The organism is Streptomyces sp. C1-1 (genome assembly GCF_050214755.1).
Classification (GTDB): domain Bacteria; phylum Actinomycetota; class Actinomycetes; order Streptomycetales; family Streptomycetaceae; genus Streptomyces.
In genome coordinates this window covers 6,160,012-6,183,549 of record NZ_CP189826.1, presented here as the reverse complement: position 1 = coordinate 6,183,549, position 23,538 = coordinate 6,160,012, and the positions used below count along the sequence as shown (strand labels likewise).

At 71.2% G+C, this 23,538-nt stretch carries 24 protein-coding genes and 3 tRNA genes; 17 read left to right on the top strand and 10 right to left on the bottom strand.

Annotation, left to right across the window (positions count from 1 at the left end; genetic code table 11):
• Positions 1–184: 184 nt before the first annotated feature.
• The 3 genes from ACQF4J_RS28290 (at position 185) to ACQF4J_RS28280 (ending at position 1,298) form a co-directional block, all read left to right on the top strand.
• Entirely contained in the window at positions 185–550 is a 366-nt protein-coding gene (locus tag ACQF4J_RS28290) for a hypothetical protein (protein ID WP_351574884.1), read from the top strand.
• A 126-nt stretch (positions 551–676) separates the two neighbouring features.
• Positions 677–1,234 (top strand): bifunctional DNA primase/polymerase, encoded by a 558-nt coding sequence (locus ACQF4J_RS28285; protein WP_351574881.1) that lies wholly within the window; start codon positions 677–679, stop codon positions 1,232–1,234.
• A tRNA-Lys gene (locus tag ACQF4J_RS28280) sits at positions 1,225–1,298 on the top strand. The genes ACQF4J_RS28285 and ACQF4J_RS28280 overlap by 10 nt, the downstream gene beginning before the upstream one ends.
• A 141-nt stretch (positions 1,299–1,439) precedes the next feature.
• Here ACQF4J_RS28280 and ACQF4J_RS28275 read toward each other — a convergent pair.
• Positions 1,440–2,741, bottom strand: coding sequence for a M6 family metalloprotease domain-containing protein (locus ACQF4J_RS28275; protein WP_351574879.1), 1,302 nt, complete (start codon positions 2,739–2,741; stop codon positions 1,440–1,442).
• A gap of 282 nt (positions 2,742–3,023) precedes the next feature.
• On the opposite strand from ACQF4J_RS28275, the gene ACQF4J_RS28270 reads away from it, so the two are divergent.
• A complete protein-coding gene (locus ACQF4J_RS28270; RefSeq protein WP_351574876.1) occupies positions 3,024–4,829 on the top strand; it encodes a putative bifunctional diguanylate cyclase/phosphodiesterase in 1,806 nt (601 codons plus the stop codon).
• On the opposite strand, the gene ACQF4J_RS28265 is transcribed toward ACQF4J_RS28270, so the two are convergent.
• The 3 genes from ACQF4J_RS28265 to ACQF4J_RS28255 all read right to left on the bottom strand — a co-directional run bounded on the left by ACQF4J_RS28265 (position 4,808) and on the right by ACQF4J_RS28255 (position 7,516).
• A complete protein-coding gene (locus ACQF4J_RS28265) occupies positions 4,808–5,896 on the bottom strand; it encodes an LLM class flavin-dependent oxidoreductase (RefSeq protein ID WP_351800257.1) in 1,089 nt (362 codons plus the stop codon). The two genes, ACQF4J_RS28270 and ACQF4J_RS28265, sit on opposite strands and share 22 nt — an antisense overlap.
• 82 nt (positions 5,897–5,978) lie before the next feature.
• Positions 5,979–6,710, bottom strand: a complete 732-nt coding sequence (locus tag ACQF4J_RS28260; RefSeq protein WP_351574870.1) for a maleate cis-trans isomerase family protein — start codon at positions 6,708–6,710, stop codon at positions 5,979–5,981.
• The gene (locus tag ACQF4J_RS28255) at positions 6,707–7,516 is read right to left on the bottom strand and encodes a maleate cis-trans isomerase family protein (RefSeq protein ID WP_427168627.1); all 810 of its coding nucleotides are present in this window, start codon (positions 7,514–7,516) and stop codon (positions 6,707–6,709) included. Before ACQF4J_RS28255 ends, ACQF4J_RS28260 begins: the two co-directional genes overlap by 4 nt.
• Positions 7,517–7,658: 142 nt before the next feature.
• On the opposite strand from ACQF4J_RS28255, the gene ACQF4J_RS28250 reads away from it, so the two are divergent.
• Positions 7,659–8,606 carry a D-2-hydroxyacid dehydrogenase gene (locus tag ACQF4J_RS28250; protein WP_351574867.1) on the top strand — a complete coding sequence of 316 codons (948 nt, stop codon included), beginning with the start codon at positions 7,659–7,661 and terminating at the stop codon, positions 8,604–8,606.
• Positions 8,607–8,628: 22 nt separating this feature from the next.
• Positions 8,629–10,026: an amidase gene (locus tag ACQF4J_RS28245; RefSeq protein ID WP_351574864.1), complete on the top strand. Its 1,398-nt coding sequence runs from the start codon at positions 8,629–8,631 to the stop codon at positions 10,024–10,026.
• On the opposite strand, the gene ACQF4J_RS28240 is transcribed toward ACQF4J_RS28245, so the two are convergent.
• Positions 10,007–10,501, bottom strand: a complete 495-nt coding sequence (locus tag ACQF4J_RS28240) for a DUF3830 family protein (RefSeq protein ID WP_351800255.1) — start codon at positions 10,499–10,501, stop codon at positions 10,007–10,009. The genes ACQF4J_RS28245 and ACQF4J_RS28240 overlap by 20 nt on opposite strands.
• Positions 10,502–10,692: 191 nt before the next feature.
• Between ACQF4J_RS28240 and ACQF4J_RS28235 the strand changes: the two genes are divergently transcribed.
• The 9 genes from ACQF4J_RS28235 (at position 10,693) to ACQF4J_RS28195 (ending at position 16,734) form a co-directional block, all read left to right on the top strand.
• Positions 10,693–11,073 carry a hypothetical protein gene (locus ACQF4J_RS28235; RefSeq protein ID WP_351574857.1) on the top strand — a complete coding sequence of 127 codons (381 nt, stop codon included), beginning with the start codon at positions 10,693–10,695 and terminating at the stop codon, positions 11,071–11,073.
• 85 nt (positions 11,074–11,158) lie between these two features.
• Entirely contained in the window at positions 11,159–12,088 is a 930-nt protein-coding gene (gene ehuB, locus ACQF4J_RS28230) for an ectoine/hydroxyectoine ABC transporter substrate-binding protein EhuB (RefSeq protein WP_351574854.1), read from the top strand.
• A complete protein-coding gene (gene ehuC / locus ACQF4J_RS28225; protein WP_351574851.1) occupies positions 12,085–12,837 on the top strand; it encodes an ectoine/hydroxyectoine ABC transporter permease subunit EhuC in 753 nt (250 codons plus the stop codon). The genes ehuB and ehuC overlap by 4 nt, the downstream gene beginning before the upstream one ends.
• Complete coding sequence (ehuD, locus tag ACQF4J_RS28220; protein WP_351574848.1) at positions 12,834–13,484, top strand: ectoine/hydroxyectoine ABC transporter permease subunit EhuD; 651 nt, start codon at positions 12,834–12,836, stop codon at positions 13,482–13,484. The genes ehuC and ehuD overlap by 4 nt, the downstream gene beginning before the upstream one ends.
• 49 nt (positions 13,485–13,533) lie before the next feature.
• Positions 13,534–14,304 carry an ectoine/hydroxyectoine ABC transporter ATP-binding protein EhuA gene (gene ehuA / locus ACQF4J_RS28215; RefSeq protein ID WP_142152635.1) on the top strand — a complete coding sequence of 257 codons (771 nt, stop codon included), beginning with the start codon at positions 13,534–13,536 and terminating at the stop codon, positions 14,302–14,304.
• Between the two features lie 169 nt (positions 14,305–14,473).
• Positions 14,474–14,962, top strand: coding sequence for a hypothetical protein (locus tag ACQF4J_RS28210; RefSeq protein ID WP_351574845.1), 489 nt, complete (start codon positions 14,474–14,476; stop codon positions 14,960–14,962).
• A 342-nt stretch (positions 14,963–15,304) separates the two neighbouring features.
• Complete coding sequence (locus ACQF4J_RS28205) at positions 15,305–15,529, top strand: LuxR C-terminal-related transcriptional regulator (protein ID WP_351574842.1); 225 nt, start codon at positions 15,305–15,307, stop codon at positions 15,527–15,529.
• A gap of 275 nt (positions 15,530–15,804) precedes the next feature.
• The gene (locus tag ACQF4J_RS28200) at positions 15,805–16,563 is read left to right on the top strand and encodes an IclR family transcriptional regulator (RefSeq protein ID WP_351574839.1); all 759 of its coding nucleotides are present in this window, start codon (positions 15,805–15,807) and stop codon (positions 16,561–16,563) included.
• Positions 16,564–16,660: 97 nt separating this feature from the next.
• Positions 16,661–16,734 (top strand) — tRNA-Lys (locus ACQF4J_RS28195).
• A 108-nt stretch (positions 16,735–16,842) separates the two neighbouring features.
• Here the strand turns inward: ACQF4J_RS28195 and ACQF4J_RS28190 are convergent.
• The 5 genes from ACQF4J_RS28190 to ACQF4J_RS28170 all read right to left on the bottom strand — a co-directional run bounded on the left by ACQF4J_RS28190 (position 16,843) and on the right by ACQF4J_RS28170 (position 22,374).
• On the bottom strand, positions 16,843–18,471 hold the full coding sequence (locus ACQF4J_RS28190) for a long-chain-fatty-acid--CoA ligase (protein WP_427167086.1): 1,629 nt from the start codon (positions 18,469–18,471) through the stop codon (positions 16,843–16,845).
• Positions 18,472–18,511: 40 nt separating this feature from the next.
• Positions 18,512–18,976, bottom strand: a complete 465-nt coding sequence (locus ACQF4J_RS28185) for a hypothetical protein (RefSeq protein WP_427167085.1) — start codon at positions 18,974–18,976, stop codon at positions 18,512–18,514.
• Between the two features lie 90 nt (positions 18,977–19,066).
• On the bottom strand, positions 19,067–19,672 hold the full coding sequence (locus ACQF4J_RS28180; RefSeq protein WP_351574831.1) for a lytic polysaccharide monooxygenase auxiliary activity family 9 protein: 606 nt from the start codon (positions 19,670–19,672) through the stop codon (positions 19,067–19,069).
• 97 nt (positions 19,673–19,769) lie between these two features.
• Positions 19,770–20,888, bottom strand: a complete 1,119-nt coding sequence (locus ACQF4J_RS28175) for an SPFH domain-containing protein (protein ID WP_351574828.1) — start codon at positions 20,886–20,888, stop codon at positions 19,770–19,772.
• Between the two features lie 85 nt (positions 20,889–20,973).
• A complete protein-coding gene (locus ACQF4J_RS28170) occupies positions 20,974–22,374 on the bottom strand; it encodes a peptidoglycan-binding protein (RefSeq protein ID WP_351800247.1) in 1,401 nt (466 codons plus the stop codon).
• Positions 22,375–22,561: 187 nt separating this feature from the next.
• Here ACQF4J_RS28170 and ACQF4J_RS28165 point away from each other — a divergent pair.
• Together ACQF4J_RS28165 and ACQF4J_RS28160 are read left to right on the top strand one after the other, a co-directional pair.
• Positions 22,562–22,635 (top strand) — tRNA-Lys (locus ACQF4J_RS28165).
• 100 nt (positions 22,636–22,735) lie between these two features.
• Positions 22,736–23,452, top strand: a complete 717-nt coding sequence (locus ACQF4J_RS28160) for a FadR/GntR family transcriptional regulator (RefSeq protein WP_351574823.1) — start codon at positions 22,736–22,738, stop codon at positions 23,450–23,452.
• The last annotated feature ends 86 nt before the right edge of the window (positions 23,453–23,538 follow it).

Sequence of the window (23,538 nt, the reverse complement as noted above, 5' to 3'; positions counted from 1 at the left end):
CTGCAGGAACACCGGGTGAGCTGGTCGCCGTGAGCGGTGGGGAACATCGGGTGGGCCTGTCGCCTTGATATCGCGGGGGGCGGAGGCGGCGGCCCTCTTGCATACCCGCGGGACAATGGACGGTGGCCCACGCACGGTCGGGTCGGCCGTGACGGACGAGCGTGACCTACGAGGAGGAGAAGACATGGCGGAGCAGACGCCGCGTCGGAACGAACCGCGGCTGCGCCCCGCGCCTCTGCTCTTCGAGCCCGCGGAGGCGGCCTCGGATCCGGAGCACTTCTTCGACCTGGAGTCGATAGACGACCCGAAGGCGCTGCTTGCCCGCGCGACCGAGCTGACGCACGCGTTCCGCGCGGCGGCGGACCGGGCGGTGGAGTTCCAGGCGATGGCGGCCGCGCAGCTCGCCGACCCGCGGCGGTTCGACCGGCTGACGACGGCGGACATCGCGGAACGGGCCGAGTGGACCGAGGACTACGCCAAGAAGATGGTCGAGTTCGGGCGCGACCTGATGCGCGGCGCCGAGGGGCACGGGTCGGCGGACCCGGCCTGATCTGAACACGACGCACTTCGGTCTGGCATATGCCAGGCGGGCAAGATACCTCCGCCCGCCTCCTCGTGTCCCGATTTTCGGCAACCCTCGGGAACGGCACCTTCACAGCCGGTAGATGTAGTTGCCATGACCAGCGATCTCACCACCCCGGACGGAGCAGCGTGGCTCGCCTCGGCAGGAACGTATCCGCGTAGCACGCTCGCCCTCTGGGAGGAGTGCCCCGAGGCACCGGTCGTCCTGCCCTGCGGCTCCGCCTTCGACGTCGTCAACGCGCCCGCGGTCTTCGGACGCCGCATGGTGGACCGGCTGTGGGACGAGGGGCCGGGATCGGGGCCGGTGGCCACCTTCCGCGGCCGGATGCTGCTGTTCGCCGCGCGCGGTACGGCCCAGCGGCTGCCCTCGCTGCTGCGGTGGGAGGAGTTCGGCCGAACGGGCGCGATCCCGCCACTGCTGTGCCACGGCACCGGCGACGCGGTGACCGTCCCCGCCCTGCTCGCCGCCACCCCGGCGACCTCGGGCGATTCCCGCTGGCTGGTCGCGCCGGACACCCGTCGGCCGTGGCTGCCGGGTCCGGAGATCGTGCTGTGGGCGGCCGTACGGGCGGCCCGCGCCGCCGTGCGGATATCGATTTCGTCCTCTCCGGATCAGGATGCTAAGGTCTACGACGTCAGCAGGCGCCGCTAGCTCAGTTGGTTAGAGCAGCTGACTCTTAATCAGCGGGTCCGGGGTTCGAGTCCCTGGCGGCGCACGTTGTCGATGGCGAGGCATGTTCGCGGAAAACGCGAACCGGCCTCGCCATCGTCGTTCCTGCGCGGCTGCGCCGCGCGCCGTGGGGGCTTCGCCACCCACACCCCCTCTTCCGTCGACCCGGGTGCCGTCGGCCGAGATCTCACCCCGTCGTGATCTTCACCGTCCACGCCCCCGAGGCCGTGCGGCCCTCCGCCTCCACTCTCACTCCCGTGCCCGGCACCGTGAAGCTCTCGCCGAGGGCGACCGGGGCGTCCGCGAGGGGTGGGTAGACGGAGTTCTCCCAGCAGGCCTCGGTGTGCGGATGGGCGTCGATCACCTGGATGGGGCCGTCGCCGGAGGCGGTGTCGCCGTTGACGCGGTAGACGAGGATGCCGGAGCGGCAGGCGCCGACGTCGTTGCCGACCGGGCTCCGCGCCTCGAAGGCGAGCACGCTGTCGGGGCCGCTGCGCACCAGCGCCAGCTTGGTGCCGTCGCCGAGCCCGAAGGCGGGCGCCCCCGCCGCACCGGTGACCGGCGTCCCCGGCCCGGCGCCCAGCGGCTCCAGGGTCAGCCGGGTGGTCCGCCGTACGCACACCACCTGCCGCGGCCGCAGCCAGCCCAGCTTCCACTTGTGCCAGCCGAGGAAGTCCGGCGCCAGCGCGAACTGGCTGCCCATCAGGTCCCAGTCGCCGACGTAGGTGTCCCAGTCGCCCTTGCCGTCGGCCGGACGGCGGTAGAGGTCGGGCAGGTCGAAGACGTGGCCGCTCTCATGGGCGAGGACCAGCCGGTCCGGCGGGTGCTTCTCGAACACGGTGACGACCCGCCGGATGTCCCGGCCGTCGGCCCGCAGCGGGGTGTCGAGGTTGACGACCTTCGTCGCGTCCGAGTCCACGCCGGGCGCGTCCGGGTCGGCGACGAAGTAGACGATGTCGTAGCGGGAGAAGTCCACCCGGGGATCGGCGGCGGCGAGCGCGTCGCGCAGGTAGGCGGCCCGGTCCGCGCGAGACCAGTCGCGCTGTATGGCGTACGCCGTCGACGGCTTCGGCATGCGGATCCACCGCTTCAGGGGATGCGGGCGCAGGCTGAACCGGCCGTAGGAGGCGCGCTCGTAGAAGCGGCTGGTGGCCGGGAAGTGGTCGGCGGTCAGCTCGGCGGGCGTGGTGCGCGGGACCGCGTCCGGGAAGGAGAGGAAGACCAGCACCGCGTCCAGCCGGCGGGTGGGGCGCGGGTAGGCCGCGTTCCAGGTGTCCACCCCCTCCGAGTGGTGGGCCGCGGTGCGTTGCAGGGCACACGGTCCGGCCGAGAAGGGTTCGGCGACCGAGGGCCCGGTGATCAGGGAGGTGGCGGCGAGCGCGGACAGCGTGGTGCACACCGCGGCGGTGCTGCGCAGTCGGGGACCCCTGAAGCGCGTGCGGGGAAACTGACGCAGCACAGGCACCTCCGGGAGCGGTTGACGGGACACCGCACCCAGCCTGTGTGAATTTGTCGTACTACGCCCTGTTTGTCTGCCCCAGACGAGTGAGTGAGCCGACGCTCCCCCAGCTCCGACACCCCCGGATCGCTCACGGAACGTCACAACTGGTCCGAGGCCGAAGAACCCGTCCAGTTGCGGGCAGAAACGATCTGTCAGAAGTGGCGTCCGATCCGGGACACTGGACGGTGAGTGGAAGGCCCCCGGGTCTGCCTCTATGATCGGCACACTTTCCGGCACGGACAGGGATCGAGTGCACTGCGGGAGCTAGCGGTGAGCGGAACGTCCGAAGGGCCGGCGCCCGCGGCAGACCTCGACCGGGACGCCGTAACAGAGAGTGACAACATCTATCGGTCCGTCTTCACGGACGCCCCCCTCGCCATGGCGGTGGTCGACCGCGAGGGACTGGTCGTCAGCGCCAACGACGGCTTCGGCGCCCTGCTCGGCAGTCCGCCCGGGAGCCTGGTCGGCCGGATCGCGGCCGACCTGGTGGACCTGGCCTCCGACGCCCGGACCTGGCACGCCTACCGCGAGGTGCTGCGCGGCCGTGAGGCCCGGCTGCGCTGCACCCGCCGGCTCAAGCACCCCGACGGCCAGTCGGTCTGGGCCCAGGTCACCGTGCACCCGTTGCCCGCCCCGGCCGACGGCCTCCTGCTGTCCGTCACCGACATCAGTGCCCAGCGTGAACTCCAGGGCCGACTGCGGCACTTGCAGATGCACGACCCGGTGACCCGGCTGCCCAACCGCACCCTGTTCTTCGAGCGCCTGACGGCCGCGCTGGAGGCGGATGCCTACGAGGACGGCGGGACCGGGCGGATCGGCCTGTGCTACCTCGACCTCGACGGCTTCAAGGCGATCAACGACACCCTCGGCCACCGCGTCGGCGACCGGCTGCTGGCCGCCGTGGCCGAGCGGCTCACGCGCTGTGCCGACGAGGCGGGTTACGCCAGAGCGAGCGCGCCGCTGGTGGCGAGACTGGGCGGCGACGAGTTCGCCCTGCTCGTCGAGGACTCGACGGGCACCGACCAACTGGCCGAGCTCGCCGAGTCGGTGCTCAAGGCCGTCCAGGCGCCCTTCGACCTCGCGGGCCGCCGGCTGTCGGTCTCGGCGTCCATCGGCGTCGTCGAACGGCACGCGGCCGGCACCACCCCGACCGCCCTGATGCAGGCGGCCGACACCACCCTGTACTGGGCCAAGGCCGACGGAAAGGCCCGCTGGACGCTCTTCGACCCGGAGCGCAACGCCCACCGCATGACCCGCCAGGCCCTCGCCTCCACGCTCCGACCCGCCATCGAGCGCGGTGAGTTCGTGCTGGAGTACCAGCCGCTGGTGGGGATGGAGGACGGCCGGCTGCGCGGCGTGGAGGCCCTGGTCCGCTGGAACCACCCCCAGTTCGGTGTCCTGACGCCGAATCGGTTCATCGGACTGGCCGAGGAGGACGGCTCGATCGTCCCGCTGGGCCGCTGGGCCCTGCGCACGGCCTGTCGGCAGGCGCGCCGGTGGCAGCTGGACCACCCCGACCGGCCGCCGCTGTTCGTCAGCGTCAACGTGGCGGTCCGCCAGGTGTGGGACTCCGACCTGGTGGCGGACGTGGCGCAGACCCTGGCGGAGACGGGCCTGGCCCCCGACCTGCTGCAGCTGGAGCTGACGGAGTCGGCCGTGATGGGCTCCGCGGGCCGTCCGCTGCAGGTGCTGCAGGCCCTCAGCGACATGGGCGTCCACATCGCCATCGACGACTTCGGCACCGGCTACTCCAACCTGGCCTACCTCAGCCGTCTGCCGGTGTCGGTCCTGAAGCTGGACGGGTCCTTCGTACGGGGCTTCCAGTACGAGAGCGACAAGGACGGGGCCGTGCCGCCCAACCCGGCCGACGAGGTGGTGGTGGAGGCGATGATCCAACTCGCCCACCGGCTGGGCCTGACGGTCACCGCGGAGTGCGTGGAGACCTCGGCCCAGGCGACCCGGCTGCGGCGCATCGGGTGCGACACCGGTCAGGGCTGGCTGTACTCGCGGCCGGTCTCGCCGGGCCGGATCGCGGAGTTGATGGGCGATCAGGTCTACGCGGTCGGCAACCCGTAGGCGTCCGCGATCAGTTCGTAGGAGCGCAGGCGCAGCTTGCCGGTGTGGGCGTGCGAGGTCAGCATCAACTCGTCGGCGCCGGTGCGCTTCTGCAGGGCGTCCAGACCGGCGCGCACCTCCTGCGCCGAGCCGTGCACGATGTTGGCGGTCCAGGACTGCGCGAACTCCTCCTCGTACGGGCTGAATTCGTGCTTCTCGGCCTCGTCGGGGTCGGGGAAGAGTCCGGGGCGCCCGGTGCGCAGGCGGATCATGTTGAGCGCCATGGCCCGGGTCTGCCGCCGCGCCTCGTGCTCGTCGTCGGTGGCGAGGGCGGAGACGCCGATGAGGGCGTAGGGCTCGTCGAGGACCTCGGAGGGGCGGAAGGACTCGCGGTACAGCTCCAGCGCCGGGACGGTGTTCTGCGCCGAGAAGTGGTGGGCGAAGGCGAAGGGCAGGCCGAGGGCGGCCGCGAGGCGGGCGCTGAAGCCGGAGGAGCCGAGCAGCCAGACCGGGGGGCGGTGCGGCGACTGGACGCCGCCGGGGGTGCTCCCCTGGATCGGGCCGGGGATCGCGTGGATGCGGCGGTAGGGGTGGCCGTCGGGGAAGTCGTCGTCCAGGAAGCGGGTGAGCTCGAGGAGCTGCTGGGGGAAGTCGTCGGCGCCCTCGTTCAGGGTGTCGGTGCGGCGCAGGGCGGCGGCGGTGGCGCCGTCGGTGCCCGGGGCGCGGCCGAGGCCGAGGTCGACACGGCCGGGGGCCATGGCCTCCAGCGTGCCGAACTGCTCGGCGATGACGAGGGGCGCGTGGTTGGGCAGCATGACGCCGCCGGAGCCGAGGCGGATGCGGTCGGTGTGGGCGGCGAGGTGGGCGAGGATCACGGCCGGGGAGGAGGAGGCGACGCCCGGCATGGAGTGGTGCTCGGCGACCCAGTAGCGGTGGAAGCCTCGGGACTCCGTGAAGCGGGCCAGGTCCACGCTGGTGCGCAGGGCGTCGGTGGCGGTACTGCCCGCTCCCACGGTCACCAGGTCCAGCACGGAGAGGGGGACGGGGGCGGTGCCCTGCACCACGCCTCGGATCTCGTCTGCCACCACGGTGGATGCCTCCTGTTCGGTACGACGCGGGGTGCGCGACGGAGTAACAGGAGGCACTCTCCGTTTATTCCCCGGGGGCCACTCACGCCTGCACGAGCGGCTCCCTCGTGAACAGTGACCCCAGTCGCGGCGCGTTCACCCGCCGGTCGGCCAGCCGCAGGCCCTCCCAGACCGTGACCTGGTTGGCGGTGAGGACCGGCTTGCCCAGCTCCTTCTCCAGGATCTGGACATGGGCCCCCGTGTGCAGGGCCGTGTCGGGCAGGACGACGGCGTCGGCGTCGGGGCGGTCGGCGTCCCGGGCCAGCGTGAGGACCTCCGCCTCGCCCCAGGTGGCGACCTCGGCCGCCGTGACGATCCCGGCGCCGTGGACGTTCGTCACCTCGAAGCCGCCCGCCCGCAGGAAGTCCGCGAAGAGTCCGGCCACGTCCTCGGGGTAGGTCGCGCCGACGGCCACCCGGTGGGCCTTGATCTCGCGCAGCGCGTTGACGAAGGCGAACGACGTCGAGGAGGCCGGCATCCCGGCCGCGACGGCGAGGCCGCGCACCTGCTCGTGGGCGCCCTCCCAGCCGTAGACGAAGCTGCCGCTGGTGCAGGCCCAGACCACGGACTCGGCGCCCGCCATGCGCAGTTCCTCGACGCCCGCCGCGAGCCGCTCGGCCGAGCCCATCCGCCGCAGGGCGTCCACGCGGTGCGCGTCCTCGCCGATCTCGGTGTGGATGACGTCGAGGCGGATGTCGCTGCCGAGCAGCTGCTCGATGCGGGGGTAGTCGTCCTCGGCGGAGTGGCCGGGGTAGAGGAATCCGAGTGCGGTCATGCCATGCCTTCCTGCTGCTGTTCACCGTCCGGAAGTTCCGGCAGTACGGGACCCGAACGCGCCGCCGGATCGATCAGCGCCTGATACGGCCCCGTCGCCCGAGTACCCATTCGGGCGAGCGCCGCCCACATCGTCACCTGGTTGGCCGAGATCACCGGCATGCGCAGTTCGGCCTCCAGTTGCGGGATGACGTCGTAGGTCGGCAGGTTGGTGCAGCTGATGAACAGCGCGTCCGCGCCGCGCCGCCCGCCGCCGCGCACGGCCTTTCGGGCCATGGCCGCCACCTCGCGATACGGCACCTTCCAGATGTGCCTGGTCAGGCCCATGAACGCGCACCCGGCGACGGTGACGCCCGCCTCGGCCACGTACTCCCGCAGCGCGCGCGTGACCGACACGGTGTACGGGGTCACCAGCGCCACCCGGTGCGCTCCGAGCGCCGCCAGCGCCTCCAGGAGCGCGCCCGAGGTGGTGACCGAGGGCACCGCGCCCGCGCTGGTCATCGCCGCGCACATCGCCCGCTCACCGGCGATCCCGCCGACGAAACTGCCAGAGGTGCAGGCGTAGGCGACGACCTCGGGCGAGATCGCGGTCAGCGTGCGCACCGCGTCGTCCAGCGTCTCGTGCTCGCTGACCAGCCGGGCCAGGTCGAGACTCACCTCGACCGGCACGTACGGCGTCCGCGTCAGATGCAGCGAGACGTCGTCGGGGACCCAGCGCCACAGCTCACGGTCCAGCGCGAAGTCGAAGGGCGCCACGACTCCGACCCCGCGTTGCGGCCGCGGTCCGCCGAGGAAGGAGACATCCATGCCGGGCACCGCCCTCACTGTCGGAAAGGGGTGGGCAACGGACCGTGCGCACGCCCGTGTTGACGAAGGTAGGTTCGGGTGCGAGCGTGGTCAAACCTCGCATGTCAGACGGCCGCCACCCACCGGAATCGAGCCTTCCTGCATGACTGTCCCCACCCTGCTGGTTCTGGACGCCGACCCCCTCCCCCGCCTGGGCAGGCTCACCGGCCGCGCCCGCGTCGAGCACGCCGACGACTCCACGCTCGCCGAGCGGCTGCCGCACGCGGACGTGCTGCTGGTCTGGGACTTCACCTCCAGGGCGGTCCGGGACGCCTGGCCGGGCGAGGGGCCGCGGCCGCGCTGGGTGCACACGGCGAGCGCGGGCGTGGACCATCTGATGTGTCCGGAACTCGCCGCGTCCGACACGGTGGTGACCAACGCGCGCGGTGTCTTCGACCAGCCGATCGCCGAGTACGTCGTCGCGCTCGTGCTGTCCATGGCGAAGGAGCTGCCGCGGACGTGGGAGCTGCAGCGGGAGCGGACCTGGCGGCACCGGGAGACCCAGCGGGTGGCGGGCACGCGCGCGGTGGTGGTCGGCTCGGGGCCCATCGGCCGTACGATCGCCCGGCTGCTGAAGGCGCTGGACGTGACGACGGCGGTCGTCGGGCGCACCCCGCACACCGGCATCCACGGCCCCGAGGACCTCGACCGGCTGATCGCCCGCGCCGACTGGGTGATCGCGGCGGCTCCGCTCACCGAGCAGACGTACGGCATGTTCGACGAGCGCCGGTTCGGGGTGATGCAGCCCTCGGCCCGCTTCATCAACGTCGGGCGGGGCGGTCTGGTGGTCGAGGACGCGCTGACGCGGGCGCTGGCCAAGCGGTGGATCGCGGGCGCCGCGCTGGACGTCTTCGAGCACGAACCCCTCGCGCCGGACAGCCCGTTGTGGCAGGCGCCGGGCCTGCTCGTGTCCCCGCACATGAGCGGCGACACCGTCGGCTGGCGCGATCAACTCGGTTCTCAGTTCGTCGAGTTGTGGGAGCGCTGGGAGGCGGGCAGACCGCTGCTGAACGTGGTCGACAAGAAACGCGGGTACGTACCGGGACGCTGAACCGCCGAGCGATGGAGGGCAGATGACGGACCCCGACCTCACGGGACTGACCGCCGCACGACTCGTGGAGGGCTATCGCAAGGGCGAGTTCAGTCCGGAGGAGGCGACCCGGGCCGTGCTGGAGAGGGCCGAGCGGATCCAGCCGGAGGTGAACGCGTTCGTCCGGCTGTTGCCCGAGCAGGCCCTGGCGCAGGCCCGGGAGTCGACGCAACGCTGGCGGCGCGGCGAGCCGAGGGGCCTGGTCGACGGGGTCCCGACGACCGTGAAGGACATCATCCTGCTGCGCGGCGCCCCCACCCTGAGGGGGTCCAGAACCGTCCCCGAAGAAGGAAGTTGGGACGAGGACGCGCCTTCCGTGGCCCGGCTGCGCGAGCACGGCGCGGTGTTCGTCGGCAAGACGACGACCCCCGAGTTCGGCTGGAAGGGCGTGACGGACTCACCGCTGTCCGGGGTGACCCGCAACCCGCACGACCCGTCCCGTACGGCCGGTGGCTCCAGTGGCGGCGCGGCGGCCGCGGTGGCCCTCGGCGCGGGGCCCCTGGCCCTCGGCACGGACGGCGGGGGCAGTGTCCGCATCCCGGCGGCCTTCTGCGGCATCTTCGCGCTGAAGCCCACCTACGGCCGCGTCCCGCTCTACCCCGCGAGCGCGTTCGGCACGCTGTCGCACGTGGGCCCGATGACCCGGGACGCGGCGGACGCGGCGCTGCTGCTGGACGTGATCGGGGTGCCGGACTCCCGCGACTGGTCGGCGCTCGGCCCGGCCCCGGGGTCGTTCTCGGCGGGGCTGGCGGGCGGGGTGCGGGGGCTGCGCGTGGCGTACTCGCCGACTCTCGGCGGGCAGGTGGCCGTACGGCCCGCGGTGGCCGCCGCGGTGCGGCGCGGGGTGGAGCGGCTGGCGGAGCTCGGCGCGTACGTCACCGAGGCCGACCCCGACTTCGCCGACCCGGTGGACGCCTTCCACACCCTGTGGTTCTCGGGGGCGGCCCGGGTGACCTCGCAACTCGGTGCGCGGCAGCGGGAGTCGCTGGACCCCGGGCTCAGGGAGATCCGCGCGACGGGGGCCAGGTTCTCCGCGCTGGACTACCTCGCCGCGGTGGACGTCCGCATGGAACTCGGCCGCCGCATGGGCCGTTTCCACGAGTCCTACGACCTCCTCGTCACCCCCACCCTGCCGATCACGGCGTTCGAGGCGGGCGCGGAGGTCCCGAAGGGTTCGGGGCACCGGCGCTGGACGGGGTGGACGCCGTTCACGTACCCGTTCAACATGACGCAGCAGCCGGCGGCGACGCTGCCCGTCGGCACGGACGCGGACGGCCTGCCGGTCGGCCTGCAGCTGGTGGCCGCCCGGCACCGGGACGACCTGGTGCTGCGGGCGGCGCACGCGCTGTACGCGTCAGGGGTCAGCGGCGGCGGAAGCTGAGCGTCTCCCCCGCCGCTCCCGACCGCCACAGGTCGTTGCAGGCCTCGGCCATCGCGTCCAGGCCCTCGACGACCTGGCCCCAGACGATTCCGGGCACCCAGCCGACGTCGGCGTTGAGCAGCAGGTTGTTGCGCTCGTAGAACAGGGCCAGGTCGACCACCGTCGTGTCCGGGCGGACCTCGCGGTCGTAGCCGTAGGCCTTGGTGCCCAGTTCCGTACCCGCGAAGGAGAAGTAGCACAGGTCGCCGGGGATGGGGGTGACGGTCGGGTTCTCCAGGGGCGGTTCCCGGTCGGCGAACGGCGGGAAGAGGGCGTAGATCTCGTTGCGCGCGTACTTGGCGTGGTAGACGTCGCCGCCCAGCGGAAGGGCGTCCCACACCGCCGCGCAGGTGTGGGGCGCGCGTTCGTCGAGGAGTCTCGCCGTGCAGCTGACGCCCCGCTCGTCCAGACGGACTTCGATGTGACGGTCGGCCATGTGCCCTCCTGTCGACCTGTGCTCTCGGCCGTGTTGGCGCGTCCCGGCCGCCGTTGCCCGTTCGGTCACCTCCCCAAGAGCCAATGGCAGCGGTGGTGCCCGGGCCACAAGACTCTTGCTGCCCGCACAGGAGGAAGCCACGCGTGACCTCGTGTGAAGCATCGGCACACCCCGCTCAGGAGGCGCTTTCGATGACCGCGACGACCGCAGCCCGTCCCCGCAAGGCCCTGCTCGCAGTGGCGGCCGCCGCCGTGACCGCCGTGACGGTCCTCGGCGCCGCCCCCGCCGAGGCCGCGACGGCCACGAAGAAGTGCGGTGACGGACCGGCCAACTGCGTCCTCACCAAGGTTCACCCCCGTAAGGGGACTGTGAAGGTGAGGGTCGACAACACCGGTGGCGACAAGGCCTACCGGTACGCCTGGGACCTCCGGCACAACGGCCGGATCCTGTGCACCGGCGAGGTCCGCGAGCGCTGGCCCGCGAAGACGTTCACCTGCAAGAACATGCCCAAGGGGAAGCTGACGCTGACGGTGTCGTACGAGAAGAACAGCGCCGTCGGCCTGCAGTGGTGACCGACCTATCCGTCCGCCGCGCGTCTGCCGTGAACGGCCGCAAACAGCCGGCATAGGCGCAATCGACTTGGGTAGACGCGCGCCCATGGCTCCACCACAGGGGAAGAATCCAGGAAGCGACACAAGAACCCACGAGGTGAAAGGCATCCGCCGCCGCTCGCTGCTCGCGGGGGTAGCGGCGCTCGGCGTGGCGGGCGCCACCAGCGCGTGCAGCAGAGTTGCGACAGCAGACACCGGCGACGGCGGGCATCTGCTGGAGCAGCTGCGGGCGAAGGGCGTGGTCCGGCTGGGCCTGGCGGGCGAGCAGCCCTACGGCTACATCGGCAAGGACGGAAAGATGACGGGCTCGGCGCCCGCGATCGCCGAGCGCGTGTTCAAGCGGCTCGGCGTCGATCGGGTCGAGCCGTTCGCCACCGAGTTCGGCTCGCTCATCACCGGCCTGAACTCCCTTCAGTTCGACTGCGTCGCGGCCGGCATGTACATCACCCCGGAGCGCTGCGGCCAGGTCATCTTCGCCGACCCCGAGTACCAGATGCGCGACGCCTTCATCGTGCCCAAGGGGAACCCGAAGAACCTGCGCACCTACAAGGACATCGCCAGGACCGGCGCCCGGATGGCCACCGGCGTCGGCTATGCGGAGATCGACTACGCCAAGGAGGCCGGGGTCAAGCACATCACGACCCTGCCCGACCAGCTGGCCGGTCTCCTCGCGGTCGAGCAGGGCCGCGTCGACGTCTTCGTCGGCACCGCGGTCACCGTGCGCAACGTGGTGCAGGAGACCGGCTCCACGAAGGCCGAGGGGACACCGGAAGTCACCCCGTACATGGACGGAAAGCCGGTCATCGACGTCGGCGCCTTCGCCTTCCGCAGCCCGGAGACCCAGCTCCGCGACGCCTTCAACCGCGAGCTGCACAGGATGAAGCGGAGCGGTGAACTGCTGGAGGTCATGCGGCCCTTCGGATTCACGAAGGACCAGATGACGACCATCACCGCCAAGGAGAAGTGCAAGCCATGAGCGAAATCAGCTGGGGTTTGTGGAAACTCCTCCTCAACGGTGTGTGGATCACCGTGCAGCTCACCGTCTTCAGCGCCGCGCTCGCCGCCGCGGTGGCCTTCGTCATCGGGCTGGCGCGCGCCCACCGGCTGTGGATCGTGCGCTTCCTGTCCGGCGCGTACTTCGAGATCTTCCGCGGCACCTCCGCGCTGATCCTGATGTTCTGGATCTTCTTCGTGCTGCCCATCGGCTTCGGCTGGCAGCTGGTGCCGATGTGGGCCGCGGTGCTGGCTCTGGGCCTGAGCTACGGCGCGTACGGCTCCGAGGTCGTACGCGGCGCGGTCCAGGCGGTGGCGCCCGCCCAGCGTGAGGCGGGCATCGCGCTCAGCTTCACGCCCGCCCAGCAGCTGCGCAAGATCATCCTGCCGCAGGCCTGGCCGGAGATGGTCCCGCCGTTCAACAACCTGCTCATCGAGCTGCTCAAGGGCAGTGCGCTGGTCTCGATCATGGGCGTCGGCGACATCGCCTTCGGCGCCTCGCTGGTGCGCAACGCCACCGGCCAGAGCGCGCCCGTCTACACGGTCATCCTCGTCATGTACTTCGTGCTGGCGTTCGTCCTCACCCGCGGCATGCGCCTGGTGGAGCGGCACGCCAAGGCTGGCGTCGGCCGTGCACCGCGGAAGCGCGAGGGCCTGCGGGCCCGGATGAACGGCGGCCGCGCCGACGACCTCGCGCGCTCCGGCGCGACCACCGCGGGAGGTGCCCGATGACGTGGGACTGGAACGCCGTCGGCGACTTCATGCCGATGTTCTGGCACGGACTGCTGGTCACCCTGGAGGCACTGGCGCTCGGCGCCCTGCTCGCCTTCACCCTGGGCCTGGTGTGGGCGGTGCTGCAGCGCTCGGAGCACGCCGCGGTGCGCTGGCCGGTGACGGCGGTCACCGAGTTCGTCCGCAACACCCCGCTGCTGGTGCAGCTGTTCTTCCTCTTCTACGTGCTGCCCGAGTGGGGGCTGACGCTCTCGGCGCTCACCACCGGTGTGATCGGCCTGGGCCTGCACTACTCGACGTACACCGCCGAGGTGTACCGCGCCGGCATCGACGGCGTGCCCGCGGGCCAGTGGGAGGCGGCCACCGCGCTGAGCCTGCCCCGCCCGCGCACCTGGTTCGCGGTGATCCTGCCGCAGGCGATCAGGCGCGTCGCGCCGGCGCTGGGCAACTACGTCGTCGCGATGCTGAAGGACACGCCGATGATCTTCGTGATCGGTGTGCTGGAGATGCTGGGCGAGGCGCGGCAGTACTCCGCCCAGACCTTCCACACGGTCGAGCCCATCACGATCGTCGGCATCGCCTTCATCGTCATCTCCTACCCGGCATCCCTTCTCCTGCGAGTCCTGGAGCGTCGTCTTGTCCGCTGACAGCAACCTTTCGAAGGAAAGCCCCGCCCCGGCGACCGTCAATCCCGCGGTGGACGGCAGCGAGCTGATCCGCTTCGACAAGGTCACCAAGCGCTTCGGCGCCAACACCGTCCTCGACTCGCTCGACTTCACGGTCTCCTCCGGCAAGCACGTCACCCTCATCGGCCCGTCCGGATCGGGCAAGACCACGATCCTGCGGCTGCTGATGACACTGACCAGGCCCGACGAGGGCACCATCAAGGTCGACGGCGACTACCTCACGCACGAGGAGCGCGGCGGCGGGCTCGTCCCGGCCGGCGAGAAGCACGTGCGCGAGGTCCGCAAGAAGATCGGCATGGTCTTCCAGCAGTTCAACCTGTTCCCCAACATGAAGGTGATGCGGAACATCACCGAGGCCCCGGTCCATGTCCTCGGCCTGTCCGCGGACGAGGCGGAGGCCCGGGCCCGGGAGCTGCTGGAGCTGGTCGGTCTGACCGAGCACGCCGACAAGTACCCGACCCAGCTGTCCGGCGGCCAGCAGCAGCGCGTCGCCATCGCCCGCGCGCTGGCCATGCGACCGCAGGTGCTGTTGCTGGACGAGGTGACGTCCGCGCTCGACCCGGAGCTGGTGGCCGGGGTGCTGGACGTGCTTCGCGACATCGCGCACACGACGGACATCACGATGCTGTGCGTCACGCATGAAATGAACTTCGCGCGGGACATCTCCGACGACGTCCTCATGTTCGACGCGGGCCGGGTAATCGAGTCCGGCTCCCCGGAGAAGATATTCAGCGAACCGGACCACGAGCGCACCCGGCAATTCCTGAGCGCGGTTCTGTGACCGACCGCGGGGGGCCGTGTGAAGGGCGAATGACTTTCCCTTCACACGGCTGCCCTTAAGGGCATTGCCCTTCGGGACACCTCCCCAAGTCCCCATGGCGGCCGGAATGCGGGCGTTGAAGAATTCATTTCGACGCAGTCACCGATTCCGGTCATCTGGAGGTACCCCCATGGCATCGACCACCCGCCGCACGTCCGTGTGCCGCGCCGCGGCCGCCGGCCTGGCCGCCACCGCGTCCCTCGCCCTGCTCGGGGCGGTGGCCCCGGCCGCCACCGCCGCCCAGTCCGGCGCCGGCGCGAGGGGCGGCGCGACCGCCGTGGTCGGCAAGGACACCTACGGCAAGTGGGTCAAGACCGGCCCGACGAAGGTCAAGTGCCGTATCTACGTGGCGGTCAGCGCCGGTTCGAGCGCCAACGCGGCGGCGTCGAGCACCTGCAAGGAGACGATCAACCAGACCGTGGTCGCCGCCCTCACCATCAACAACCAGAAGATCAAGCACACCAGCGTGGTCGGCAAGGGCAAGAACCTCTACACCAAGGCCCTGAAGGCGGGGAACCCCCGGGGCAGGCAGACCATCTGCGCGATCGGCTGGGTGAACTCCGCCGTCGACCCGTACAACCCCGAGCGCAGCGAGGCGAAGGTCTGCATCAAGGCCTGAGCGGCGCCGCCCCACGCAGTTCCGAGACGGCCCGCCTGCCACGGCGGGCCGTTTCACGTCGCGGGCATTCCACGCGGCGACAATCGTAAACACCCCGGCACCCCAAAACGGCCTCAATTCACTGCGCATATCGATGTGACCGACGGATCCCACCAATGGATCGCGAATGCCTTGACACTGCCCTAGAGTGTTGGGCGAAGGTGAAGGAAAACGGGGAAGGTAACCATCACCGTGCCAGTCGAGGACACGAAGCAATACCACTGCCACAACACACCGCACGAATCCGAGGATCCGCACTGCCCCTGCCGGCTGGCATTCCAGCCGGCCGATGACGAACCGGCCGTGAACGCGCTGACCGAACGCGAACGGCAGGTTCTGGTCCTGCTCGGGGGCGGGCTGCCCAACCGCCTGCTCGCCCGCCGGCTGGGCATCGCGGAGCGGACGGTGAAGGCCCATGTCGCGCACATCATCGAGAAGCTCGGTCTGCGCACCCGCCTGGAGGCTGCGGTCGTCGCCAACCTGCACCACGACCTGATCTGCCCGGGCAGAAGCCCGCACGGCATGTAGGAGAGCGTTTTCGGCGCGGCGCTTCGGCTTCGGGAGTTGAACACGGTTCAACTCCCGAGGTCCGAGCTCCGGGTCATGGCACTGGCATATGCCAGAGTTCTGCGCCCCTGTTCGGAGCCGTCGGCGGCCCGCGAAATCTGGTCAACAGCCGCTCACAACACGGTTCTTGGCCGTTATCGTGGAACTGATTCGCTGTCCAGGACTACGGCCCAGTTGTGGAGCGACGCTTACAGAGCGGCGTCGTAGAGCTACCGAGCGAGCGCAGGGGGAACACCGTGGCGCTGAAGCACGAGCCGACAGCGCCGTACCACTCGGCCCAGGACGCCCTGCGCGTCCTGGAGACCGTGGCACGGCACACGACCGGAATCAACGACACCGAGCTCGTCCGGCACACCAACCTCGACCCGGAGCGGCTGACCACCCTCCTGAGGATGCTGCGCCGCGAGGGATACGTGGAGCAGATCACCGACGGGGGGTACATCTCCGGCGACGCCCTCAGTCGCCTCGGCTCCGCGCAGGGCCGCGAGAAGGCGCTGCGCGACAAGATCCAGCGCACGCTGGACCGGCTGCGCGACTCCGTGGGCGCGGCCGTCTACCTCAGCAGGTACGTCGACGGCGAGGTGAAGATCGCCCAGTACGCGGACGGCCCGACCACGCCGGTGGTCAACGAGTGGGTGGACTTCCGCTACTCGGCCCACGCCACCGCGATCGGCAAGAGCCTGCTGGGCCAGCTCGACCTGGCCGGCCGGCGCGACCACCTGGCCCGCCACAAGCTGCCGAGGCTCACCTCGCGCACCATCACCAGCGACCGTCTGCTGCTGTCCCGGCTGGAGTCCCAGCCGCTCAGCGTGCCCCACCTGGATCTCCAGGAGTACGCGATCGGCACGGTCTGCGCGGCCGTACCGATCACCGCGGGATCGGCGGTGGGATGCCTGGCGCTGTCCCTGCCGGTGGAGCACGCCCACCGGCTGCGCCGCGCCGCGGACACCCTCAACCGGAACGCGGCTCCGGTGCTGCTGTCCCTGACGATCTGACCGCCCGGGGGGTGGTCGGAACCACCCCCCGGGACCGGGTACTATTTTCTTCGTCGCCGACCACAGGCCTCCAGGTCAAGTGGTGGGCGAGAGTCATGCGCCGCTAGCTCAGTTGGTTAGAGCAGCTGACTCTTAATCAGCGGGTCCGGGGTTCGAGTCCCTGGCGGCGCACGATGTCGATGGCGAGGCGTGTTCGCAAACTGCGCGAACCGACCTCGTCATCGTCGTTTCCGCGCGGCTGCGCCGCGCGCTGTGGGGGCCCCGCCACCCATACCCCGGTCAAGAAGGGCCTCTCGTGGGAGCGAGGGGCCCTTCGGCGTCGTCCGGGGTCAGTGGGCGGTACGTCTCCTCCCCCGGTGGCCGCCACCACACCGGGTCGCCGCAGTGGACCCCGTCCTTCCGCAGCCGCGCCCGGTGGATCTTGTTCGTGGCGGTGACCGGCATCCGTTCCACGACCCGTACGAACCGGGGCGCCATCTTCGTGCCGAGATCCGGCTGGGCGGCCAGGAAGGCGGCGAAGCCCGCCGGCTCGAAGCTCCCGGCGACCGTCGCCATCACCTGGTCGCCGGTCACCGGATCGGGCACCGCGTACACGGCGACGGCGTCGGCACCCTCGTAGCGGGCGAGGATGTTCTCGATCATCGCCGCGGCCAGGTTCTCGCCGTCGACGCGGATGCGGTCGTCGGTGCGGCCGGCGAAGTACAGGTATCCGTCGGCGTCCCGGTAGAAGAGGTCACCGGTCCAGTAGGCGCCGCCCCGGCGCCGCTCGGCCTCCGCCGCGGGGTTGCGCCAGTACCCCTCGAAGGGGTTCGGACCGCGGTTGACCAGTTCCCCTATCGCCTCGTCCCCGTTGAGCAGCCGCCCCTCGGCGTCGAACCGGGCCGTCCCGCACTCCCGCCCCGTCTCCCTGTCGAGGACGGCGAGACCGGGCCCCGCCCGCCCCACCGCCCCGGCCGGCGTCCCCGGCGACCACTGGATCGCCGCCCCGCCCTCCGAGGACCCGTACCCCTCCACCAGCCGCACCCCGAACCGTCGCTGGAAGGCCGCCGCGTCCACGGCCCCCGCCTCCGTGCCGAAGCCGAGCCGCAGCGGGTTGTCGCGGTCGTCGTCGCGCTCCCGCGTCGCCAGGACGTACTGCACGGCCCGGCCGACGTAGGTGAAGTACGTGGCCCCGAACTTCCGTACGTCAGGCAGGAAGCCGGAGGCCGAGAACCGCCGCCGCAGCGCAACCCCGGCCCCGGCCACCAGCGCGGGCGCCCAGTCGGCGATCACGGCGTTGCCGTGGAACATCGGCATGCAGACGTAGTGCACATCCTCGCGCCGTACCCCGAACTGGCCGACCAGGGAGGCCCCGGCGGCGGCCAGCCGGCCCTGGGTGCAGATCGCGGCCTTGGGGGCGCCGGTGGAGCCGGAGGTGAAGTACAGGAGCAGACGGTCCTCGGGACACGCGCGGGACGGCTCGGGCACGGCGGTCGTATACGGGGCGAGGAGTTCGTCGTACGCCTCGTCGTCCGTCGGCAGCACTTTCACGTCCGGGAGTTCGAGCCCGGTGAGAAGCGGGAGGTGGGTGCGCTCGGTGACGACGATCCGGCACTCGGTGTGCAGGATGTCGCGGGCCAGCTCCGGGCCGCGGCGGGTGGGGTTGATGCCGGCGACAGCGGCCCCGGCGAGGGCCGCGGCCGCCAGCCACAGCGGGTACTCCGGGGTGTTGTCGAGCAGCACCCCCACGTGCGGCTCGGCGCCGGGCGGCAGGAGCTCGGTCAGCAGGGCCGCCCGGGCGGCTGCACCGGCGGCGAACTCGTGGTGGGTGAGCACCCGGTCCTCGCACCACAGGCCCGGCCGGTGGTCGCCCCACCGCCCGGCCACGAGCTCCGCGACCGTGCGCCTCTTCACCTCACTGGTCTCCATGGCCGCGCACGGTAGTTGACGGACCGTCAGATGTGGAGGGCTACGGCATGACGTCGTCCAGCACGGCGAAGCCCGCGTGTACGGTGAACATGAAGACGAGGCAGAAGGCGATGAACACGCCGAAGAAGACCAGCATGCAGCCCTGTTCGGCGATCAGCCGGCCGGGCCGGGGGGCCTTCGCCGTGGCCCGCTCGGGGTGCTCGGCGGTGTAGCGCACCGTGACGATGTCGCCGGTGACGACCGTCCGCGGCCCGTTGCGCTCCTCGAAGCGGACGGCGCGGCCCTCGCGGGTGGTGAACTCGTAGACGTGGTGCAGCGTCGTGCTCACGGAGCTGTCGCCGCCGCCCCCGCTGGTCGTGGTGTAGGTGTTCAGGCACCGCGCCTCGGCGGTGAGGCCGCTGTTCCAGGCGCCGCTGATGTGCCGGGCGCGGCGCAGCATGCCGATCAGGGCGCCGAGCGCCAGGGCGATCATGAGGCCGGGCACGACGTAGAAGAAGGTTTCCATGTGCATCCCCCGAGGTCGAAACGCCGGCCTCGGGCGGCCGGCGTGGCAGGAACCTACCCACGCCGGCCGGGTGATGGGCTCAAGGAACCCTCAGAACATCACGTCCGAGCAGGCGTAGAACGCGTTGCCCGTGTCGGCGATCGTCCACACGGCGACGATCACATGACGTCCGCTGAGCCCGGACGGCAGGGTGCCGCTGTGGGAGAGGGTGGAAGGGGGACGCTGGCCGCCGTAGGGGACGGTCAGGAACGGTGTGGTGTTGAGGTCGGAGCGGGCCAGGTTGTGGTTCTGGTTCCAGCCCTGTCGGGTGACGTAGTACTTGAAGTCGGTCGTGGCGTGCATGGCCGTGAACTGCCAGCGGAAGGTGTAGCTCTGACCGCCCGTCACCCTGGTGGTGGGCCAGGCGCCGCCGGACGGCGTCTTCGGGCTGTCGAGCTGGGCGAAGCGCGTGTGGCCGCCGGAGCAGATCGCGCCGTCGGCCGGTCCGGAGGCCGGGAAGCCCTTGGGGCCCTCGACGCTCTGCGGCTCGTACTGGATGTCGCCGCAGTTGGTCACCGTGCCGTTGGCGCAGAGCTTCTGCCTGCTGATGGGGAGGTCGGTGTAGCCGTGGCCGCTGGCGCCACCGGTGGACAGCACGAGTGCTCCGGTGGTCGCGAGGCCCACCACGGCCCCGTAGAACTTGGTCTTTCCGCGCATGCTGCCGCTCCTGGAGAACGTGGGGGAAGTTCCGTGAGGCGTGCAGGTCTAGACCAAGTTCCAGATTATTGCCGTGGGTTGACCATGTCCATACCATTCACGGCGTCCGTTCTCCGCGCCCGGCGCAGAAGGCGACCGTCAGGTCCTTCACCAGCGCCTTGCGTTCGTAGTCGTCCAGTTCGACCAGACCGCGCACGGTCAGCCGGGTCACGGTGTCCTCCACCGAGTCCACCACCGACGTCAGCACGCTCGCCCGGTGCTGGGCGTCCAGTGCGGCGATACGGCGGCGGTGCATCGCGGCGGCGACCTCGGGGGCGTACTCGATGCGGACCGGCCGGACCGAGAACACCTCCAGCCCGACCGGCGCCGCGTCCGCCGCGACCACCCGGGTCAGCGCGTCACCGGCCGCCTCGACCGAGTCCCGCGGCCCGCCGGGCATCTCCACCGGCACCCGCGCCAGCCCCGCCTCCACGCACTCGCGCAAGTACGTCTCGTGGTCCTCGACCCCGAGCACCGCCCGCGCGGTGTCCCGCACCCGCCACACCACCAGCACCACGACCCGAAGCGCGACCCCGTTGCCGTCGGCCGCCGGCATCGGCTCGCTCCGCCAGTGCCGCAGCCGTACGTCGACCCGGCGGCGCAGCAGCAGCGGGTTGACCCACATCAGGCCGGTGCGCCGGACCGTCCCCCGGTAGCGGCCGAACAGCCCGAGCACCCAGGCCCGTCCGGTCCGCCCGCGCGCCAGACCGCCGAAGCCGAACAGGCCGAGGGCCCCGGCGCCCGCGTACGCGGCCCACTGCGCGGGGCCGAGACCGGCACCCGCGTACACCGGCAGCCTGAGCGCCTCCACCGCGAGCGGCGGCAGGACGCCCGCCCACCAGGAGTTCGCCAGACAGCCGGCCAGCCCGCAGGCCCCGGCGAACACGCCCGCCGCGCCGGGCAGCACCCGGGCCGGGCGTTCGGCCAGTTCGGGGTCGACCTGCGGTGCCGGGCGGGGCCTCGCGGGTACCGGGCGGCGCAGCCGCGGCTGCTCGCCGGTGCCCTGCCTGCGGCCGACGACCGCGGGGCGCACCGGCACCGGCGCCGGGTCGGGGTCGTCACGGAAGAGCAGGTGGACGGGGATCTCCATGGTCGCCTCGTTCTGGATGAGACGGGTGGGTCCGGGTCTGCTCGGTCCCTCGGAATCGGGGGTCGGTGAAGTGGTCGTCGTGCTCATGCGTGCCTCCAGCCTCCGCGCCAGATGCGTCACAACAGGTGGGTCACCAGGGGTGGATCACAACAGGTGGTCACAGCCGAACGGCTCAGGAGAACAGGCGCCTCCAGGTCTCCGGCCCCGGGAAGCCGTCCGCCGCGCCGCCCCGCCAGCCCTGGGCACGCTGGAAGGCCTCGACGTTACGGCGGTCCGCCTCGCCCCAACGCGGACCCGGACCTGTCGTGTAGTACTTGCCGAACCCTTTCTTCACCAGCTGCTTCCCGAGCAGGGTGACGTACTTGTTGTTCGCGCCCGGCCGGAACATCGCGCGGCCCGGGTAGCCCGGCACCCCGTGGGAGGCCGGTGGTCCCGCGGCGCCCGTCGACGGGCCCGTGCCCGTGCCGCCCGCCGGAGTCGTGCCCGCCGCCGGCACGTCCTTGCCCTTCCCCGTCACCAGCAGGGCCCAGGTCTGCGGCCCCGGCAGCCCGTCGGCGTCCGCGCCCTGCCAGCCCTGGGCCAGCTGGAAGGCCTGGGTGGCCCGCCCGTCGGCGTCGGACCAGCGCGGGCCGGGACCCGAGGTGTAGAAGCGGGCGGCACCCCGCGCCACGAGCATCTGGCCGAGCTGGGTGACGTACTTGTTGTCGGCTCCGGGGCCGAAATACCCCGCTCCGGGAAACACCGTGGCGGGGTGGTCCGAGGAGGCCGGTGTGACCGGCGTCGAGCCCGCCCCCGGGGCGCCCGCGTCCGCCGCGAGCCCCTTGTACCGGTAGGCGAGGTACTTGTCCGAGTGGCTCCAGTAGGCATACGGGGTGGCCTGCCGGCGGGCGCCCGGGGGCGTCTCCTCGTAGGCGATGTAGTAGGTGTGCGTGTAATCCGTCCAGCCGCCGAAGATGACGACGTGCGAGCCTTTCTCGGGGTTGGCGGGATTGTGGAACAGCAGAATGTCGCCGGGTTCCAGGGCGTCCTTGGGAATCCGGTCCCCGTACTTGTCGAGGCTGCCCGTCCATTCGTTTTCGGGCAGGCTCCAGGCCATCGAGACGAAGCCCGAGCAGTCCTGCCGGTAACCGTCGGACCAGTAGTCCGTCATGCTGTACGGCACCTCGGCGTCGACCCACCGCTTGGCCCGGTTGATGATCTCCGCGCGGGTGGTCGTGGGCGTCCTGAGCGCCTGGCCCGGCTTGACGGGCTTGCCGCCCGGACCGTGCAGCGGGGCCTTGCCGCCCTGCGGGGTGGCGGGCTCGTCCCCCGCCTCACCTGCGGGAACACCCGGTCCCGGGGGTGCTTTCGGGGCGGCGACCGCGGGCACCGCGTGTCCGGCGCCGAACGTCGCGGCGGCCGCCGCGACGATCACCGTGCCCGCGGTCCCCATGCCCGGACGAAGCCGGGAATGGGGGCGGGCGGCGGGGTGGTGGAACGCCTTGGAGGGGGGAAACACCCGGCGCCAGTGCAGGCATCCGGGGCAATCGCAGTCGCTCGCGGGATCGAATTCCTCGAATACCGGAGTCTCCATGCGATTCCCCTCACACTCCAGGCCGAAATCTCCGCACTCGTGCACGTCGACCAGTTTCCCAACTGTCCCCCGCGCGCGCATTCTGACGGTCCGAATGACGTAACGCCGCTCCCCCTCCCCCCGGACCGTCCGCCCGCCCGCGGTCGGGAGCACCCCTGGAGATCGGGTAGAGTTACGACGTCAGCAGGCGCCGCTAGCTCAGTTGGTTAGAGCAGCTGACTCTTAATCAGCGGGTCCGGGGTTCGAGTCCCTGGCGGCGCACGACCGAAAGGCCCTCCACAGCAGTGGGGGGCCTTTTGCGTGGAGGCTCCGTGTGGCCGGAACGGGGACCTCGCCCTGTTTGGCCGGATACCCTCTCGCCATGGCAGCCCGAGATCTCCAGGAGCGGATCAAGAAGCTCATCATCGACCGCAGGCTGCCCTCCGGGGCCCCGCTGCCGACCGAGCCCGAGCTGATGGAGTTCCTCGGCGCGAGCCGGAACTCGGTGCGCGAGGCGCTCAAGGCGCTGCAGGCGATGGGCATCGTGGAGATCCGGCACGGCTTCGGGACGTACGTCGGCCCGATGTCGCTGGCCCCGATGATCGAGGGCCTGGCCTTTCGCACGGTGGCCGGGCACTACCGCGGCGAGGACTCCCTGCTGCAGCTGCTGGAGCTGCGCGAGGCGGTGGAGACGGGGCTGGTGTCGCGGCTCGCGGGGCGGATCCCGCAACGGGACCTCGTTGAACTCGAAGCGCTCGTGGACCGTATGGAACGGGAGGCCGCACACGGAGGTGCCGGCCTCGCCGAGACCGACCGCGCGTTTCACGCCACCCTCTACCGGGGTCTGGACAACGTGTTGCTGGGCGAGGTCCTGGAGGCGTTCTGGGACGCCTTCCACCGTGTGCACACGGACCTGGGAGGCGCCCCGCCCGACCACAAGGTCACCTGCAGACAGCACCGGGACATCCTCGACGCGGTGCGGTCCGGCGACTCGGTACGGGCGGAGGAGGCCATAAGAGAGCACTTCGGCAACCTGCGCGCTCGGCTGTCCACCACTGGCCCACAAGACCCCCACACGCACCGCAATGAACGCGTATGACCGGTAAACAGCGCGTTTCGCATCTTGCGATCATGCTGAACGCCGTAGAACCCTGTTTTCCAAGATGCTGCGGATACGCGGCAGTT